Source organism: Streptomyces sp. CB01373 (genome assembly GCF_002803075.1).
In the GTDB taxonomy this organism is placed as follows: Bacteria; Actinomycetota; Actinomycetes; order Streptomycetales; family Streptomycetaceae; genus Streptomyces.
The window spans coordinates 17507-33481 of the sequence record NZ_NNBK01000006.1; the positions used below are offsets into that span (position 1 = coordinate 17507).

Annotated in this window: 14 protein-coding genes; 9 read left to right on the forward strand and 5 right to left on the reverse strand. The window is 71.4% G+C overall.

Translation table 11 applies throughout. The features are described from left to right. Nucleotides 1–2: 2 nt before the first annotated feature. Nucleotides 3–983 carry an NAD(P)H-quinone oxidoreductase gene (locus CG719_RS10605; RefSeq protein ID WP_100568310.1) on the forward strand — a complete coding sequence of 327 codons (981 nt, stop codon included), beginning with the start codon at nucleotides 3–5 and terminating at the stop codon, nucleotides 981–983. Nucleotides 984–1212: 229 nt separating this feature from the next. Here CG719_RS10605 and CG719_RS10610 read toward each other — a convergent pair whose 3' ends face one another. After that, nucleotides 1213–1908 (reverse strand): hypothetical protein, encoded by a 696-nt coding sequence (locus tag CG719_RS10610; RefSeq protein WP_100568311.1) that lies wholly within the window; start codon nucleotides 1906–1908, stop codon nucleotides 1213–1215. 163 nt (nucleotides 1909–2071) lie between these two features. Here CG719_RS10610 and CG719_RS10615 point away from each other — a divergent pair, with 163 nt between their 5' ends. Then, a complete protein-coding gene (locus CG719_RS10615; protein ID WP_100568312.1) occupies nucleotides 2072–2611 on the forward strand; it encodes a bacterial proteasome activator family protein in 540 nt (179 codons plus the stop codon). 114 nt (nucleotides 2612–2725) lie between these two features. Here CG719_RS10615 and CG719_RS10620 read toward each other — a convergent pair whose 3' ends face one another. Continuing rightward, entirely contained in the window at nucleotides 2726–4378 is a 1653-nt protein-coding gene (locus tag CG719_RS10620; RefSeq protein ID WP_100568313.1) for a protein kinase domain-containing protein, read from the reverse strand. Between the two features lie 340 nt (nucleotides 4379–4718). Between CG719_RS10620 and CG719_RS10625 the strand changes: the two genes are divergently transcribed. Then, nucleotides 4719–6341, forward strand: coding sequence for a protein kinase domain-containing protein (locus tag CG719_RS10625; protein ID WP_100568314.1), 1623 nt, complete (start codon nucleotides 4719–4721; stop codon nucleotides 6339–6341). Nucleotides 6342–6463: 122 nt separating this feature from the next. On the opposite strand, the gene CG719_RS10630 is transcribed toward CG719_RS10625, so the two are convergent. Continuing rightward, entirely contained in the window at nucleotides 6464–7450 is a 987-nt protein-coding gene (locus tag CG719_RS10630) for a phosphotransferase (RefSeq protein ID WP_234375510.1), read from the reverse strand. Nucleotides 7451–8076: 626 nt separating this feature from the next. Between CG719_RS10630 and pdhA the strand changes: the two genes are divergently transcribed. From pdhA to CG719_RS10645, 3 genes are read left to right on the forward strand one after another with little or no spacing between them, the layout of a single operon-like run. Next, nucleotides 8077–9273, forward strand: coding sequence for a pyruvate dehydrogenase (acetyl-transferring) E1 component subunit alpha (pdhA, locus tag CG719_RS10635; RefSeq protein ID WP_100568315.1), 1197 nt, complete (start codon nucleotides 8077–8079; stop codon nucleotides 9271–9273). A gap of 2 nt (nucleotides 9274–9275) precedes the next feature. Then, nucleotides 9276–10256 (forward strand): alpha-ketoacid dehydrogenase subunit beta, encoded by a 981-nt coding sequence (locus CG719_RS10640; RefSeq protein ID WP_100568316.1) that lies wholly within the window; start codon nucleotides 9276–9278, stop codon nucleotides 10254–10256. A 10-nt stretch (nucleotides 10257–10266) separates the two neighbouring features. Then, complete coding sequence (locus CG719_RS10645; RefSeq protein WP_100568317.1) at nucleotides 10267–11685, forward strand: dihydrolipoamide acetyltransferase family protein; 1419 nt, start codon at nucleotides 10267–10269, stop codon at nucleotides 11683–11685. Nucleotides 11686–11801: 116 nt separating this feature from the next. On the opposite strand, the gene CG719_RS10650 is transcribed toward CG719_RS10645, so the two are convergent. Next, nucleotides 11802–12704, reverse strand: coding sequence for a D-alanyl-D-alanine carboxypeptidase family protein (locus tag CG719_RS10650; protein ID WP_100568318.1), 903 nt, complete (start codon nucleotides 12702–12704; stop codon nucleotides 11802–11804). Between the two features lie 196 nt (nucleotides 12705–12900). On the opposite strand from CG719_RS10650, the gene CG719_RS10655 reads away from it, so the two are divergent. From CG719_RS10655 to CG719_RS35340, 3 genes are read left to right on the forward strand one after another with little or no spacing between them, the layout of a single operon-like run. After that, nucleotides 12901–13551, forward strand: coding sequence for a GntR family transcriptional regulator (locus CG719_RS10655; protein WP_100568575.1), 651 nt, complete (start codon nucleotides 12901–12903; stop codon nucleotides 13549–13551). After that, complete coding sequence (locus CG719_RS10660) at nucleotides 13548–14867, forward strand: MFS transporter (protein WP_100568319.1); 1320 nt, start codon at nucleotides 13548–13550, stop codon at nucleotides 14865–14867. The genes CG719_RS10655 and CG719_RS10660 overlap by 4 nt, the downstream gene beginning before the upstream one ends. Then, nucleotides 14864–15031 carry a hypothetical protein gene (locus CG719_RS35340; RefSeq protein WP_159024841.1) on the forward strand — a complete coding sequence of 56 codons (168 nt, stop codon included), beginning with the start codon at nucleotides 14864–14866 and terminating at the stop codon, nucleotides 15029–15031. Before CG719_RS10660 ends, CG719_RS35340 begins: the two co-directional genes overlap by 4 nt. Here the strand turns inward: CG719_RS35340 and CG719_RS10665 are convergent. Then, a complete protein-coding gene (locus tag CG719_RS10665; protein ID WP_100568320.1) occupies nucleotides 15028–15852 on the reverse strand; it encodes a maleylpyruvate isomerase family mycothiol-dependent enzyme in 825 nt (274 codons plus the stop codon). The genes CG719_RS35340 and CG719_RS10665 overlap by 4 nt on opposite strands. Nucleotides 15853–15975: the final 123 nt, after the last annotated feature.

The following is a 15975-nucleotide window of genomic DNA, read 5'->3' on the forward strand; positions in this document are numbered from 1 at the left end:
CCATGCATGCGATCACGATTCCCGAACCCGGTGGGCCCGAGGCGTTGGTGTGGGACGAGGTACCGGATCCCGTGCCCGGCGAGGGGGAGGTGCTCGTCGAGGTGGCGGCGAGTGCCGTCAACCGGGCCGACGTCCTCCAGCGGCAGGGCTCCTACAACCCGCCGCCCGGCGCCTCCCCCTACCCCGGCCTGGAGTGCTCCGGGCGGATCGCGGCGCTCGGCCCCGGGGTGTCCGGCTGGGCCGTCGGCGACGAGGTGTGCGCGCTGCTCTCGGGTGGCGGTTACGCCGAGAAGGTCGCCGTTCCGGCCGGACAGCTGCTGCCCGTGCCCGACGGCGTCAGCCTCCTGCACGCCGCGGCGCTGCCGGAGGTCATCTGCACCGTCTGGTCCAACGTCTTCATGGTCGCCCAGCTGCGCCCAGGCGAGACGCTGCTCGTGCACGGCGGCTCCAGCGGCATCGGCACCATGGCGATCCAGCTCGCCCGCGCCGTGGACGCGAAGGTCGCCGTGACCGCGGGCACCGAGGCGAAGCTCGAACGCTGCGCCGAACTCGGCGCCGAGATCCTGATCAACTACCGCGAGCAGGACTTCGTCGAGGAGATCCGGCGGGCCACGGACGGCGACGGCGCCGACGTGATCCTCGACAACATGGGCGCCAAGTACCTGGACCGCAACGTCCAGGCCCTCGCCGTGAACGGCCGGCTCGCGATCATCGGTATGCAGGGCGGAACCAAGGGCGAGCTGAACCTCGGCATCCTGCTCAGCAAGCGCGCCGCGATCAGCGCGACCTCGCTGCGCGCCCGCCCGCTCGGTGAGAAGGCGGCCATCGTCGCCGCCGTGCGCGAACACGTCTGGCCGCTGTTCACCGACGGGCATGTCCGGCCGGTGATCGACCAGGAACTCCCGATGAGCGACGCCGCGACCGCCCACCGGATCCTGGAGGAGAGCGGCCACATCGGGAAGGTGCTCCTGGTGGCGCACTGAGCTGCTAGTGCTGCGACCGTAAAGGTTCACCGGCTCGCGACGCCCGGCACGGCTCCCCCAAGCTCTTCGAGCAGGGGGGACCCCCAGCCGCGTTGTCGCATCACCCGAGTACATCCAGTACGCGGGCGATGCTCCGCCTTGCGATGCTCCCCCACTGCCCGAAGGGCGTGGGAGGTGCCCCCAGCACCGGACGCCGCGAGCTTTCCGGCAAACCTTTCCGGTCACAGCACTAGCTGCGGCGCATGCGCAGGGCGATGAACGCCAGGCCGAGGCCGAGGCCGATCAGGACGAGCCCGCTGCCCAGCGGCAGATACCGCAGCACGGGCCCGGTATCGGTCTCGTCCTGCGCGACGGGCAGGTCGCCGGGGCCGTCCGTACCGGACGGCAGGGGAGCGGCCTCCTGACCCGACGGCGAAACGCTCGGCGCCTCCGCGGTCGCGCTGTCGCTCCCGAAGTCCTCACCGCGGTGGTCGTGCTCCCCCGGTCCGTCCGTGTCGTCGTCCTCGTGCTCCGGCCGCCGATCGTGCGGCCGCCCCGGCCGCAGCCGCCCCTCACCCGGACGGCTCCCGGCCCGCGACGGGTCGGAGGAAGGCGAGGGCGGGGTGGTCGAGGCGGAGGCGGAGGCCGAGGCAGAAGGGGGTGAGGACGGGGACGCCGGCGCGGGGGACGGCGAGGTCCCGTGGACCGGCGAGGACCGGAAACCGGCGGCCATCCCGGGCGCGGCGTCGCCCGAGGCAGAGGTGTCCGAGGCTGTGGCGCCGGAGGGGTCCGTGGCGTGCGCGGGCGCGAGGTCGTACGGCGTGGCGGAGGCCGAAGGCGCGCGCTCGGGGCCGTAAGCCCGGGCGGAGCCACTGGCGGGGACGGCCGCTGCCAGCGTGATCAGCAGTACCGTCGCGCGCAGCGGAGCGCGCAGCCCTGGAGTCACGTCGGGGACCCCCTCACGGTGCCTGGCCGGTGAATCGGATCGTTCCTGCGACCACGGTCACATCACTGGATCAATGCGGCATTCCAGGTTCGGCCACGCGGTGGACCGCGTTCCGTGGGGGGCGCCACAGAAGTGGCGGGTGCGGGTGCGAGACAATGGGGTCATGGAGATGCCGAGGAACGAACGGTCGCCGGAGAATCCGCAGATCCTGGTCGTGGGCCAGGACGGTATGGCGCTCGGCGGCGGCGGGGACGACGACTCCCGTGAGACCCCGGTGACGGAGCAGGTGGAGCAGCCGGCGAAGGTCATGCGGATCGGCAGCATGATCAAGCAGCTTCTCGAAGAGGTGCGGGTGGCTCCCCTGGACGAGGCCAGCCGGGTCCGGCTCAAGGAGATCCACGCGAGCTCGGTCAAGGAGCTGGAGGACGGCCTGGCGCCGGAACTCGTCGAGGAGCTGGAGCGGCTCTCCCTTCCGTTCACCGACGAGGTAACCCCCAGCGACGCCGAACTGCGCATCGCGCAGGCGCAGTTGGTGGGCTGGCTGGAGGGTCTCTTCCACGGGATCCAGACGACCCTGTTCGCCCAGCAGATGGCTGCCCGCGCCCAGCTGGAGCAGATGCGCCGTGCCCTTCCCCCGGGTATCGGAGCCGAGGGCGGCGACGACCCCCGCACCGGCGGCCGCTCGGGCGGACCGTACCTGTAAGGACACGTACGCACCCGCACCCGTCCTTGTGACACGGACGTGGCAAGGCCCCGGCAGCCGGACTGCCGGGGCCTTCGACTCGCGCGACCGCCCGCCGTGCTCGACGGGATCCGGTCAGGACGACGGAGGGTTGCCGGTCGAGACGTCGAGCTGGATCACCGGCATGTTCTTCGGGTCGACGTCCGTGTCGGCCGCGGGGAACTGGTTGAGGACCGTGTCCTGGCCGTACGTGTTCTCGTCGACGTCGACCTTCTTCAGCTTCCAGCCCGCGGCCTGGAGGCATTCCTTGACCGACCTGAGGTTCTTGTACCGGAAGTCCGGCAGCCTGATCTTGTCCTCGTCCTGGTAGGACTCCCGAGGCTCCTCGCACTCGTCGGACTTGATCGTCTTCGAGGTGTCCGGCCCGCGGTGGCCCTCGACCACCGAGGTGGACGCGCTCGCGCTGCCGCCCCCGCCCTTGGCCTCGTCGCCACCGCCCCCGCTGCCGCTGCCGCTGCCACTGTCCAGGATCAGCGCGACGACCAGGCCGAGCACCGCCATCGCGGCGACGGAGACCGCCCCGATGACCACGGGCCTGGTGTTCCGGTCGCCGCCCGGCGGAGGCGTGTGGTGGGTCGGGACGCCGTACGGAGGCGGGGTCGGCGCCTGCTGCTGCGCGTACGGCGAGGAGACGGGCGTCTGGTAGCCGGGCTGCTGCGGGTAGCCGTAGCCGGGGGCTCCGGGGGTGCCGGTGCTGTAGGGGTTGGGCGTCGGGGCCGGCTGGTACGGCGTCTGCACCTGGCCGTGAGACACCGGGCCGGTCTGGTCGACGGGCGGGAAGACGGCAGAGCCGACGCCCGCGCCGCTCGCCGTCCGGGCGCCGGGGACGATGCTGGGCGCGGCCGCCTGGAAGGAGGCCGCCACGCGCAGGCACTCGTCGCGCATGGACTCGGCGCTGGGGAAGCGCTCGTTGGGGTTCTTCCGCAGCGCGCGGGCGACCAGCGCGTCCACCGCCGGAGGGAGCGAGCGGTTGAGGGAGGAGGGCGCCACCGGCTCTTCCTGGACATGCGCGTACGCGATGGCCAGGGGCGAGTCGGCGTCGAACGGCAGCCGCCCGGTGGTCAGTTGGAACAGCATGATGCCGACCGAGTACAGGTCGGACCGCGCGTCCACGCCCCGGCCGAGCGCCTGTTCCGGTGAGAGGTACTGCGGGGTGCCGACGACCATGCCGGTCTGCGTCATCGAGGTCACGCCGGACTGCATGGCGCGGGCGATGCCGAAGTCCATGACCTTGACCACGCCGCGCTTGGTCATCATCACGTTGCCCGGCTTGATGTCGCGGTGGACCAGGCCCATCTCGTGGCTGATCTCCAGCGCGGCGAGCACGTCCGCGGTGATCTTCAACGCCTTGTCGGCGGGCATCGCGCCGTGCTGCCGGATGTCCTCGTCCAGCACGGAGCTGAGGGGACGGCCCTCGACGTACTCCATGACGATGTAGGGCGTCGTCATGCCGTCCACATCGTCCTCGCCGGTGTCGAAGACCGAGACGATGTTGGTGTGCGTGAGCTTCGCCACTGCCTGGGCCTCGCGGCGGAACCGCTCGCGGAAGGCCTGTTCGCGGCCGAGTTCGGTGTGGAGTGTCTTGACCGCGACCTGACGGTCGAGCACGGAGTCGTAGGCCAGGTGCACCGAGGCCATGCCGCCCTCGCCGAGCAGGTCGCGCAGCTGGTAGCGGCCGCCGGCCAGTGCCCGTCCCGGATACTGGCCGTGTGCGCCGTCCTGGCTCATGTCTCCCCGTCCCCATTAGGCCGTCAGGCGCCCTCGTTGATCCAATGAGTCATTCCCGGCCAAGTCTGCCCCAGGGCACTGGCACGTCAAGCTCAGTGCCCGTTCCGTGACCGTACGCGAAAGAAGCGTCGCGGAAGCGTTACAGCGGGCATACCGCTGGTGCACGGAATTTGCACCACGGCACCCGCAAGAGGTTTCATGGCCGGTCAGCCTCGGGTCAGTTCCGGCGGTGCTCGCCGCGACGATCCTGGACCGGCGGCCCTCGCGGAGCCTGTAGCGTGGCCGACGGAGACCGTGACAACACCGCGCGCACCGCGGGCAGAAACGACGGCGAGGACTGATGGCACAGCAGCATCGCGCCCAGGGCCCGTCCGACCCCGAGGCGAGTGGCGGCAGTATGTCGGACGCGCCGGAGATGTGGGGAAACGACGGCGTGGTCGGCGAAGGCCGGTACCGGCTGACGCACAGACTCGGCCGGGGCGGCATGGCCGAGGTGTTCGCCGCGGAGGACGTGCGTCTCGGGCGGACCGTGGCGGTGAAGCTGCTCCGCGCCGACCTGGCCGAGGACCCCGTCTCCAAGGCCCGGTTCACACGTGAGGCCCAGTCGGTGGCCGGCCTCAACCACCACTCGATCGTCGCCGTGTACGACTCCGGCGAGGACGAGGCGAACGGCCAGGCCGTGCCGTACATCGTGATGGAGCTGGTCGAGGGCCGCACCATCCGCGATCTGCTGCTCAACGCGGAGGCGCCCGGCCCGGAGCAGGCGCTGATCATCGTCTCCGGTGTCCTGGAGGCGCTGGCCTACTCGCACCAGCACGGCATCGTGCACCGCGACATCAAGCCGGCCAACGTCATCATCACCGACAACGGCGCGGTGAAGGTGATGGACTTCGGCATCGCCCGCGCCCTGCACGGTGCGTCCACCACGATGACGCAGACCGGCATGGTCATGGGAACTCCGCAGTACCTCTCCCCCGAGCAGGCCCTCGGCAAGGCCGTCGACTACCGCTCCGACCTGTACGCCACGGGCTGCCTGCTGTACGAACTCCTTGCGCTGCGGCCCCCGTTCACCGGCGAGACTCCGCTGTCGGTGGTCTACCAGCACGTCCAGGACATGCCGGTGCCGCCCTCGCAGGTCGCCGGCGGCACCTGCCCGCCGGAACTCGACGGCCTGGTCATGCGCTCGCTGGCCAAGGAGCCCGACGACCGTTTCCAGACGGCCGAGGAGATGAGCGGGCTGATCCAGTACGGCCTGCAGATGCTGTACGACCAAGGCGGCCACACCGGCACCTGGAACACCGGCCCGGTCGAGGCGCACGAGGGCCGGCAGACCCCGGCGCCGGGCTTCGCGGGCACGACCGTGATGCCGCACGCGACCGACTTCGGCTCCGGCACCACGCAGATCCCCCAGCCGATCCTGCCCGCCGGGTACGGCAACGGCGACGACGGCGGCTTCGAGGGGCATGGCAACAAGGGCAGCGGCCGCGGCAAGCTGTGGATCCTGGCCGTCCTCGCGGTGATCGCCATCGCCGTGGGCGTGGCACTGGCGCTGCATACCACCGGTGGCGAGACCGGCGGCGACCCCGAAACCTCCAAGTCGCCGTCGAACACGCAGTCCACCGACGACGAGCAGCCCTCCACCACCCCGAGCGAGTCGTCGAACGAGCAGCCGTCCGACACGTCGACGGACCGGGGCTACGGTTCGGGCGGGGGCAACTGGAGGTACAACACGCCGTCGTCCCGGCCGTCGTGGACCGAGTCCGAGCCGTCCGGTGAGCAGACCACCAACCAGCAGCCCGACCCGCAGCCCTCCAGCGAACCGGCCGATCCCGGGTCCGTGTCGCCGCCCCCGGACACGGGCGGCGCTCCGGGCGACGGCACCGGGGACGGCGGCGGTGGGGGTGGCGGCGACGCCGCCGGTACCTCCGCGGGGGTCGCGGGGAATGTCGGCGGAGGCGCCTGAGTCCCGCCGGGAACCGACCATCCTTACACGCGCGCGTGGAGCCGTACGGGCTCCACGCGCGCGGTGTTTCTCCGGCTCTCCCGGCGTCCTCCCGCACGTCACTGCGCGCGTCATTCCCCGCGTCACTCCGCGAACGCGCCGCACACCGCGCCGTACTCCCGCGTCCACCACACCGCGAGCGCCGAGGCGGCCGGGAACTGCGGGTCGGCGCGGGTGTCGCCGCGCTCGTAGTGCCAGCGCAGCATCCAGAAGTCGTTCAGGCGCTCCCACCACACGCGGCGCACGGCCGCCGCCAGCTCCGACGGGGTGACGCCGGCCGCCAGCCGGTACGCGCGTGCGTACGTCCTTACCTTCGGCAGGTCCAGGGTGCCGGCGGGCCGGACGAAGAAGATCGCGGCGGCGCGCACCGCCTCCTCCGCGCGGGGCTGCACGCCGAGCCGGTCCCAGTCGACGATCGCGGCGGGGGCGTCCCCCCGGTAGAGCAGGTTGAAGGGGTGGAAGTCGCCGTGCACCCAGCCGACGGGCCCGCCGGGCGGCGGGCGCCGGTCCGCGTGCCGTTCCAGGAGCGCGCGGCGCTCCAGGAGCCGGTGCCGGGCCAGTTCGTCGAAGGCGTCCGCGGGCCGGTGGCGGCGGACGTGCGCGAGCAGGTCGTCGATCAGGGTGAAGGTGTCGGAGGGATCGGCGCTCTGCACGGGATGGGGACTCTCGGCGGGGCGGGTGCGGCACTTGGGCGGCATCACGCGTTCCAGACCGGCGTGCACGGCTCCCAGCAGCGTTCCGAGGCGGGCGCACTGCTTGGTGGTGAGCTGGCCGCCGTGCCGGTGCCGGCCGTCGATCCAGGGGTGCAGGGCGTAGGCGTGGCCGCCCACGACGGCGACTGTGCGCCCGTCGCGGCCGGTGAGCGGCGGCGCCACCGGGACGCCGAGGTCGGCCAGGCGCTGGGTCGCCCGGTGCTGGCGCGCGATGGCGGCGGGATCGGCTGTGTCCGGATCGAAATGGTGCTTGAGGAAATAACGGCCGCGGGTCGTGCACAGCCGGTAGCCGCGGTTGAGCAGGCCCTGGTCGACCGGCTCGCAGGTGAGCGGCGAACCGGCGGCGTACTGGCGCATCAAGGCGCTCAGAGGGGGCGCGTGGGGCACGGGGGGTGGTACACATGGGCGCGGCACGCGCCAGATGCTAGGGCACCGTCGGAGGCTGTGAGCTGGGGCTTGTCACAGAAAGTCGTCGGTGGTCGCTTTCGGTCACGTAAGGTCGCGATGTCGTCCCGCGACCGCCCGCCGCGCGCCGATGCGCCCCCTGCCCGAGTCCCGCTTGTCGCAGCGGGGCGGGTCCCGTCCGGCCCCCGCCAGGTCCCTTCCCGCCGTCCCCCGGGCGGGGGCATCCATCAAGAGCAGTTCCGGCCATTCGTCGACTCTTCCCGACTCGGGGGTGACCGGGATAACGTGCCGGTGTTCCGGCCCCCTGCACGGCTGTGACCAGCGGCTGCCCCGACTGTCCGGCGAGGTACTTGGACGTCCAAGCGTAAATACTTGGAAATCCAAGGAAACGCCCAGGTCAGGAGGGGTTTCCCAGAAATGTGGAGCACTGGGTAACGTGACTGCTGCAGGGCGCTCGCCGGGGCACCTGTCACGCCTGTTCCCGGCCGAGTGGCACCCACCCCGTGCCCGGTGGTCCGGAACAGGTGAGCCGCACTGGCTACCGGCAACCCCGGGGCCGGACCGACGGAGGAGCACACGTGACCGTGGAGAGCACTGCCGCGCGCACATCGCGACGCAGCGCCGGAAGCAAGGCCGGCGCGACCGGCACGAAAGCCGCCGGCACCAGGCGGCGTACCGGCGCCAAGAAGGGCGCCGACCCCGAACTCGTGCAGTTGCTGACGCCCGAGGGCGAGCGCGTCAAGAACGCCGAGTACGACAAGTACGTCGCCGGCATCACCGCCGACGAGCTTCGCGGCCTGTACCGCGACATGGTGCTCACCCGCCGCTTCGACGCCGAGGCCACCGCCCTGCAGCGCCAGGGCGAACTGGGGTTGTGGGCTTCGCTGCTCGGCCAGGAGGCCGCCCAGATCGGCTCCGGCCGAGCCACCCGCGAGGACGACTACGTCTTCCCGACCTACCGCGAGCACGGCGTCGCCTGGTGCCGCGGGGTGGACCCGACCAACCTGCTCGGCATGTTCCGCGGGGTGAACAACGGCGGCTGGGACCCCAACGGCAACAACTTCCACCTCTACACGATCGTCATCGGCTCCCAGGCGCTGCACGCCACCGGCTACGCGATGGGCGTGGCCAAGGACGGCGCCGACTCCGCGGTCGTCGCCTACTTCGGCGACGGCGCCTCCAGCCAGGGCGACGTGGCCGAGGCGTTCACCTTCTCCGCGGTCTACAACGCCCCCGTGGTGTTCTTCTGCCAGAACAACCAGTGGGCGATCTCCGAGCCGACCGAGAAGCAGATGCGGGTCCCGCTCTACCAGCGGGCGGCCGGCTTCGGCTTCCCCGGCGTCCGCGTCGACGGCAACGACGTGCTGGCGTGCCTCGCGGTCACCAAGTGGGCGCTGGAGCGCGCCCGCAACGGCGAGGGCCCCACCCTGGTCGAGGCGTTCACCTACCGCATGGGCGCCCACACCACCTCCGACGACCCCACCCGGTACCGGGGCGACGAGGAGCGCCTGGCCTGGGAGGCGAAGGACCCGATCCTGCGCCTTCGCCGCCACCTGGAGGCCGCAAACCACGCGGACGAGGGATTCTTCGCGGAACTCGAGACCGAGAGCGAGGCGTTGGGCAGGCGAGTGCGCGAAGCGGTCCGTGCCATGCCCGACCCGGACCTCTTCGCCATCTTCGAGAACGTGTACGCGGACGGGCATGCGCTCGTCGACGAGGAGCGCGCCCAGTTCGCCGCCTACCAGGCGTCGTTCGCGGACGCAGAGGGGGTCTGAACATGGCTGCGGAGAAGATGGCCCTGGCCAAGGCGATCAACGAGTCGCTGCGCCGTGCCCTGGACAACGACCCCAAGGTCCTCATCATGGGTGAGGACGTCGGCAAGCTCGGCGGCGTGTTCCGGGTGACGGACGGGCTGCAGAAGGACTTCGGCGAGAGCCGCGTCATCGACACCCCGCTCGCCGAGTCCGGCATCGTCGGCACCGCGATCGGCCTCGCCCTGCGCGGCTACCGCCCGGTGGTCGAGATCCAGTTCGACGGCTTCGTCTTCCCGGCGTACGACCAGATCGTCACGCAGCTCGCGAAGATGCACGCGCGCTCCCTGGGCAAGGTCAAGCTGCCGGTCGTCGTCCGCATCCCCTACGGCGGCGGCATCGGCGCGGTCGAGCACCACTCGGAGTCCCCCGAGGCGCTGTTCGCGCATGTGGCGGGCCTGAAGATCGTCAGCCCCTCCAACGCGTCGGACGCGTACTGGATGATGCAGCAGGCCATCCAGAGCGACGACCCGGTGATCTACTTCGAGCCCAAGCGGCGCTACTGGGACAAGGCCGAGGTCGACACCGAGGCCATCCCCGCCCCGCTGCACAAGGCGCAGGTCGTCCGCGAGGGCACGGACCTGACCCTGGCGGCCTACGGCCCGATGGTGAAGCTCTGCCAGGAGGTCGCCGCCGCGGCCGCCGAGGAGGGCAAGTCCCTGGAGGTCCTGGACCTGCGCTCGGTCTCCCCGATCGACTTCGACGCCATCCAGGCCTCGGTGGAGCGGACGCGCCGTCTGGTCGTGGTCCACGAGGCGCCGGTGTTCTTCGGCTCCGGCGCGGAGATCGCCGCCCGGATCACCGAGCGCTGCTTCTACCACCTGGAGGCTCCGGTGCTCCGGGTCGGCGGCTATCACGCGCCGTACCCGCCGGCCCGCCTGGAGGAGTCCTACCTGCCGGACCTGGACCGCGTGCTCGACGCCGTCGACCGCTCGCTGGCGTACTGAGGAGAGGTTCGTGACGACGATGACCGATGCGTCCGTGCGCGAGTTCAAGATGCCGGATGTCGGCGAGGGTCTGACCGAGGCGGAGATCCTCAAGTGGTACGTCCAGCCCGGTGACACGGTCACCGACGGACAGGTGGTCTGCGAGGTCGAGACCGCCAAGGCGGCTGTCGAACTGCCCATCCCCTACGACGGGGTGGTGCGCGAGCTGCACTTCGCCGAGGGCACCACGGTGGACGTGGGCACGTCCATCATCGCGGTGCAGGTCGCGGGCGCGGCTCCGGCCGAGGTACCCGCGCAGGCCGCTCCGGTGGCCGAGCCGAAGACCGAGCAGGGCACGGACGAGGAGGAGAAGCCGCAGGGCCGCCAGCCGGTGCTGGTGGGCTACGGCGTCTCGGTGTCCTCCACCAAGCGCCGCCCGCGCAAGGGCCCGGAGGCCGTGGCCGCCCCGGCGGCGACGGCACCCAGGGCGGAGCTGAACGGGCACGGCACCGCGGCCGCCGCGGCGCCCGCCGGGCCCCGCCCGCTGGCCAAGCCCCCGGTGCGCAAGCTGGCCAAGGACCTGGGCGTGGACCTCGCCACGGTCGTGCCGTCCGGCCCGGACGGCATCATCACCCGCGAGGACGTGCACGCGGCGGTGGCGGCACCGGCCGCACCCACGGCCCCCGAGCCTGCGGCTGCTCCGGCGCCGGTGGCCGCGGCTCCGGCTCCCGCCGTGAGCCACGACGGGGCGCGCGAGACCCGTATCCCCGTCAAGGGCGTCCGCAAGGCGACGGCGGCGGCGATGGTCGGCTCGGCGTTCACGGCCCCGCACGTCACGGAGTTCGTGACGGTGGACGTGACGCGCACGATGAAGCTGGTCGAGGAGCTCAAGCAGGACAAGGACATGCAGGGGCTGCGGGTCAACCCGCTGCTGCTGATCGCCAAGGCCCTGCTGGTCGCCATCAAGCGCAACCCGGAGATCAACGCGTCCTGGGACGAGGCGGCTCAGGAGATCGTCCTGAAGCACTACGTCAACCTGGGCATCGCGGCGGCGACCCCGCGCGGCCTGATCGTGCCGAACATCAAGGACGCCCACGCCAAGACGCTGCCGCAACTCGCGCAGGGCCTCGGCGAGCTGGTGGCGACGGCCCGTGAGGGCAAGACGTCCCCGGCGGCCATGCAGGGCGGCACGGTGACGATCACCAACGTCGGCGTCTTCGGCGTCGACACCGGCACGCCGATCCTCAACCCCGGCGAGGCGGCGATCCTCGCGGTCGGCGCGATCAAGCTCCAGCCGTGGGTCCACAAGGGCAAGGTCAAGCCCCGCCAGGTCACCACGCTGGCCCTCAGCTTCGACCACCGCCTGGTCGACGGCGAACTCGGCTCCAAGGTCCTGGCCGACGTGGCCGCGATCCTGGAACAGCCGAAGCGACTGATCACCTGGGCCTGACGGCCCACGGCACAACGGCGCCCCGCACCTCCGTCCGGAGGTGCGGGGCACACGAGAAGGGCCCGCCGCTGGTCTCAGCGGCGGGCCCTTTCGGCCCGGTGGGGCCGGTGGGGCGGTCAGCCCTTCTGGGCGAAGCCGTAGTTCAGGAGCTTCGTCGCGTCCGTCGCGCGCTGGGCGTACGTGGAAGAGGCCAGGACGGTGCCGATGACGGTCCTGCCGTTCCTGGTGGCGGCGAAGACGAGGCAGGCGCCGGCCTGCGGGCCGGAGCCCGTCTTCACGCCGATGGCGCCGCTGTAGCTGCTGAGCAGCGTGTTCGTGTTCGTCCACTTGCCCATCGTGCGGGTGCTGCCCGTCTTGGTGACGGTCTTGGCCGTGTACGACTTCGTCTTCACGACCGTACGGAACGTGGCGCTCTTCATCGTGCTGCGCGCCAGCTTCGTCAGGTCGCGCGGCGTCGAGTAGTTGTTGCCCTTGCCGATGCCGTCGAACGAGTCGAAGTGCGTGTTCGTCATGCCGAGGCTCTTGGCGGTGCTGTTCATCTTGCCGATGAAGGACTTCACCCGCGCGTCCCGCGTCGAGCCCGAACCGTACTTGTCGGCCAGCGCGTAGGCGGCGTCGCAGCCCGAAGGCAGCATCAGGCCGTACAGCAGCTGGCGGACGGTCACCTTGTCGCCGACGATCAGGTGGGCCTGGGAGGCGTTGTTCTTGACGACGTAGTCGCTGTACGCCTTCTGGATGGTGACCTTGGCGTCGAGGTTCAGTTTCGGCTGGGCCAGCACGACCTTGGCGGTCATGATCTTCGTGGTGGAGCCGGTGGAACGCTTGGTGTCCGCGGTCTTGGCGTAAAGGGTCTTGCCCGTCCCGTCGTCCATCACGAAGCCGCCCTTGGCCACGATCGACGGCGTGGCGACGGCCTGCGCGGGTGCCGCGGTGAGGGCCCCGGCGGCGAGCACGGCGCTCGCGGTCACGGTGACCGCTGCGGCTCTGCGGATACGGATGCCCTGGATGCCGGTTTTCAAGTGAGGTACCCCGATTATGTCGAATTCCTCTGCGGTGCGGCAGAGTTGAAAGCCCACAAGGTGGTGCCGCACCAGTCTGACTCGCGGGCGACGTGGAAGGTTGTGCGGTTTCCGGGGTGGATTTCCCGTCGGGCCCGTATGGTCCGCATGCTGGATGGGGCGGGCCTTGCGTACGTGTTGTATCTATGCTGTGGGCATGAGCATGGCCGTGAAACAGCCCCCCGCCGCCGACCGCGTGTACACGCACGTCAAACAGGCCGTCCTGGACCGCAGTTACCAGGGCGGCACCCTGCTGACCGAGGGTGAGCTGGCCGAGGCCGTCGGAGTATCGCGGACGCCCGTGCGCGAGGCTCTGCTGCGGCTCGAGGTCGAGGGGCTCATCAGGCTCTACCCGAAGAAGGGCGCCCTCGTCCTGCCGGTCTCCGCACAGGAGATCGCCGATGTGGTCGAGACCCGGCAACTGGTCGAGGAGCACGCGGCCAGGAAGGCCGTACCCGCGCCGCCGGGGCTCATCGAGCGGCTCGAGGAACTGCTGCTGAAGCAGAAGAAGGAGGCCGCCGCGGGTGACTTCGCCGCGGCCGCCGTCACCGACCGCTGCTTCCACGCCGAGATCGTCCGCAGCGGCGGCAACGAGATCCTGTCCCGGCTCTACGACCAGTTGCGCGACCGGCAGCTGCGCATGGGCGTCGCCGTCATGCACTCCCACCCCGACCGGCTCGCCAAGACGCTCGCCGAGCACGAGCAGATCCTGGACGCGCTGCGCTCGGGGGACGCGGAGGCGGCCGTCGAGGTCGTGCACCGGCACGTCAACTGGTTCTCCCACCTCGCGCGGGGTGAGGTCCGGTGAGCGCCTCGTCCTCGTCGGCCTCCTCGCCTGCCGCCCTGCCCGGCGATCCGCCCGGCGGCCGGCGTGCCGTCGCGGTGTGGAGCATCGGCGTCGCCGTCTACTTCGTCGCCGTCATCTTCCGCACGTCCCTGGGCGTCGCCGGCCTCGACGCGGCCGACCGCTTCCACGTGGGCGCCTCGGCTCTGTCGACGTTCTCGATCCTCCAACTCCTCGTCTACGCCGGTATGCAGATACCCGTCGGTCTGCTCGTCGACCGGCTCGGCACCAAGAAGGTGCTGGCCATCGGCGCCGTGCTCTTCACGGCCGGCCAGCTCGGCTTCGCGTTCTCCCCGTCGTACGGCACCGCGCTCGCCTCGCGCGCGCTGCTCGGCTGCGGGGACGCCATGACGTTCATCAGCGTGCTGCGGCTGGGCACCCGTTGGTTCCCCGTCCGGCGCGGTCCGCTGGTCGCCCAGATGGCCGGACTGGTCGGAATGGCCGGCAACCTGGTGTCCACGCTGGTGCTGGCCCGGCTGCTGCACGGGGTGGGCTGGACGGCGGCCTTCGCGGGCAGCGCGCTGGCCGGAGCGGTGGTGCTGGTCCTGCTGGTGCTGTTCCTCAAGGACCACCCCGAGGGCCACGAGCCGGAGCCGATGCCCCACCAGGGCGCCGTCTACGTACGCCGGCAGATCGCCGCGGCCTGGCGGGAGCCCGGGACGCGGCTCGGGCTGTGGGTGCACTTCACCACGCAGTTCCCGGCGATGGTGTTCCTGCTGCTGTGGGGGCTGCCGTTCCTGGTCGAGGCCCAGGGCCTGTCGCGGGCGGACGCGGGGGAACTGCTCACGCTCGTCGTGGTGTCCAACATGGCCGTCGGGCTCGTCTACGGCCAGATCGTCGCCCGGCACCACGCGGCACGGCTGCCGCTCGCGCTCGGCACGGTGGCGGCGACCGCGACCATGTGGGCGGTGACGCTGGCGTATCCGGGCGGACGGGCGCCGGTGTGGCTGCTGGTCGTGCTGTGCCTGGTGCTCGGCGCGTGCGGGCCGGCCTCGATGATCGGGTTCGACTTCGCGCGCCCGGCGAATCCGGCGGAGCGCCAGGGGACGGCGTCGGGCATCACCAACATGGGTGGCTTTGTGGCCTCGATGACGACGCTGTTCGCGGTCGGGGTGCTGCTGGACGCGACCGGGGGCGACTACCGGATCGCCTTCTCGGTGGTGTTCGTGCTTCAGGCGCTGGGCGTGAGCCAGATCCTGCGGCTGCGCAGGAAGGCGGCCCGCCGGGAGCGGGAGCGGCTGGTCGCCAGCCGGGTGGAGACGGTGCACGTGCCGGCGTGACGGCGCGTCGAGCCGCCGACGAGGGACGGACGGGCGCGGGTGCGCCCACCGCCGCCGCGGCCGAGCGGCGCCTTCCCCCGGCCGCCGGAGCACGGCAGATCCGGCTCACTCCGGGGGAAGCACATCCGTCCGCGGCCACCAACCGCCCCGGACAGAACACCTAGGCCGTCACCACGAAGTTCCGCAGGATCGCCTCCGCCAGGTCCAGGTCGCCCTCCGTCTTCACCCGGTCCGCGACCGCATCCGGGGTGGTCCGGCCGCAGGCCAGGCGTACGTAGGTCTCCCAGTCGAGTGCCAGGGTCGCCGCCGGGCCGAGGGCCGGGGCCGTCTCCAGGGTGCCGCGGCCCTGGATGTCGACGCGGATCGTGCGCAGGAACTCCACCGGGCCGTGCACGTCGAAGACGATCGCCGAGCTGCGCGGGGCGTCCGCCTTGGCCGCGACCACGTCGGGGAGGGCGGCCAGTAGATGGTCACGGGCGACGTGGGCGCCCGGCGAGTCGAGGTTGCCGGGCCGGCCGAGGGCCACGCGCAGATCCTGCTCGTGCACCCAGATGTCGAAGGCCCGGTAGCGCATGGCCTCTTCGAGGGTGATCTCCGCGCTGAGCGGACCGCGCACCTTGGTGCCGGGGTCGCGGGTCTCGTTCCGCAGCTGGCGGTTGCGGCGGATGATCGTGTACTCCAGCTCGGAGGTCATCTCCGGCGAGGTGTGGTGGCGGCGGACGTCGACCTGCATCTCCATGTAGCGCTGGTGCTCGTTGGTGACGTGGAACAGGTCGCGCGGCAGCGCGTGGATGGGCCGCGGGTCGCCCAGCATCTCGCAGTCCATGCCGATGATGTGCGAGACCACGTCACGGACCGACCAGCCGGGGCACGGGGTGCGCCGGTTCCAGTCGGCTTCCACCAGGGGCTGCATCAGCTCCGATATCGCCTCGACGGAGTGGGTCCAGGCATCGGCGTAGGGCTGGAGGGTGGGATGCAGACTCACGGAACGGGACCCCTCGGCGGTCGGTACACGGGCAGGATGTGATGGCATTGCCAGTGGGAGGTGGCTGCGGTCGGCGGGTGTCTTGGAACTCCCCCCGGTTCTCGCTCCGCTACGAGCAGGAGG

Bases quoted from the DNA above. Each gene is read 5' to 3' on its own strand.
- CG719_RS10605 (WP_100568310.1), top strand. From the start codon at position 3: ATGCATGCGATCACGATTCCCGAACCCGGTGGGCCCGAGGCGTTGGTG.
- CG719_RS10615 (WP_100568312.1), top strand. From the start codon at position 2,072: ATGGAGATGCCGAGGAACGAACGGTCGCCGGAGAATCCGCAGATCCTG.
- CG719_RS10620 (WP_100568313.1), bottom strand. From the start codon at position 4,378: ATGAGCCAGGACGGCGCACACGGCCAGTATCCGGGACGGGCACTGGCC.
- CG719_RS10625 (WP_100568314.1), top strand. From the start codon at position 4,719: ATGGCACAGCAGCATCGCGCCCAGGGCCCGTCCGACCCCGAGGCGAGT.
- CG719_RS10630 (WP_234375510.1), bottom strand. From the start codon at position 7,450: ATGCGCCAGTACGCCGCCGGTTCGCCGCTCACCTGCGAGCCGGTCGAC.
- CG719_RS10640 (WP_100568316.1), top strand. From the start codon at position 9,276: ATGGCTGCGGAGAAGATGGCCCTGGCCAAGGCGATCAACGAGTCGCTG.
- CG719_RS10655 (WP_100568575.1), top strand. From the start codon at position 12,901: ATGAGCATGGCCGTGAAACAGCCCCCCGCCGCCGACCGCGTGTACACG.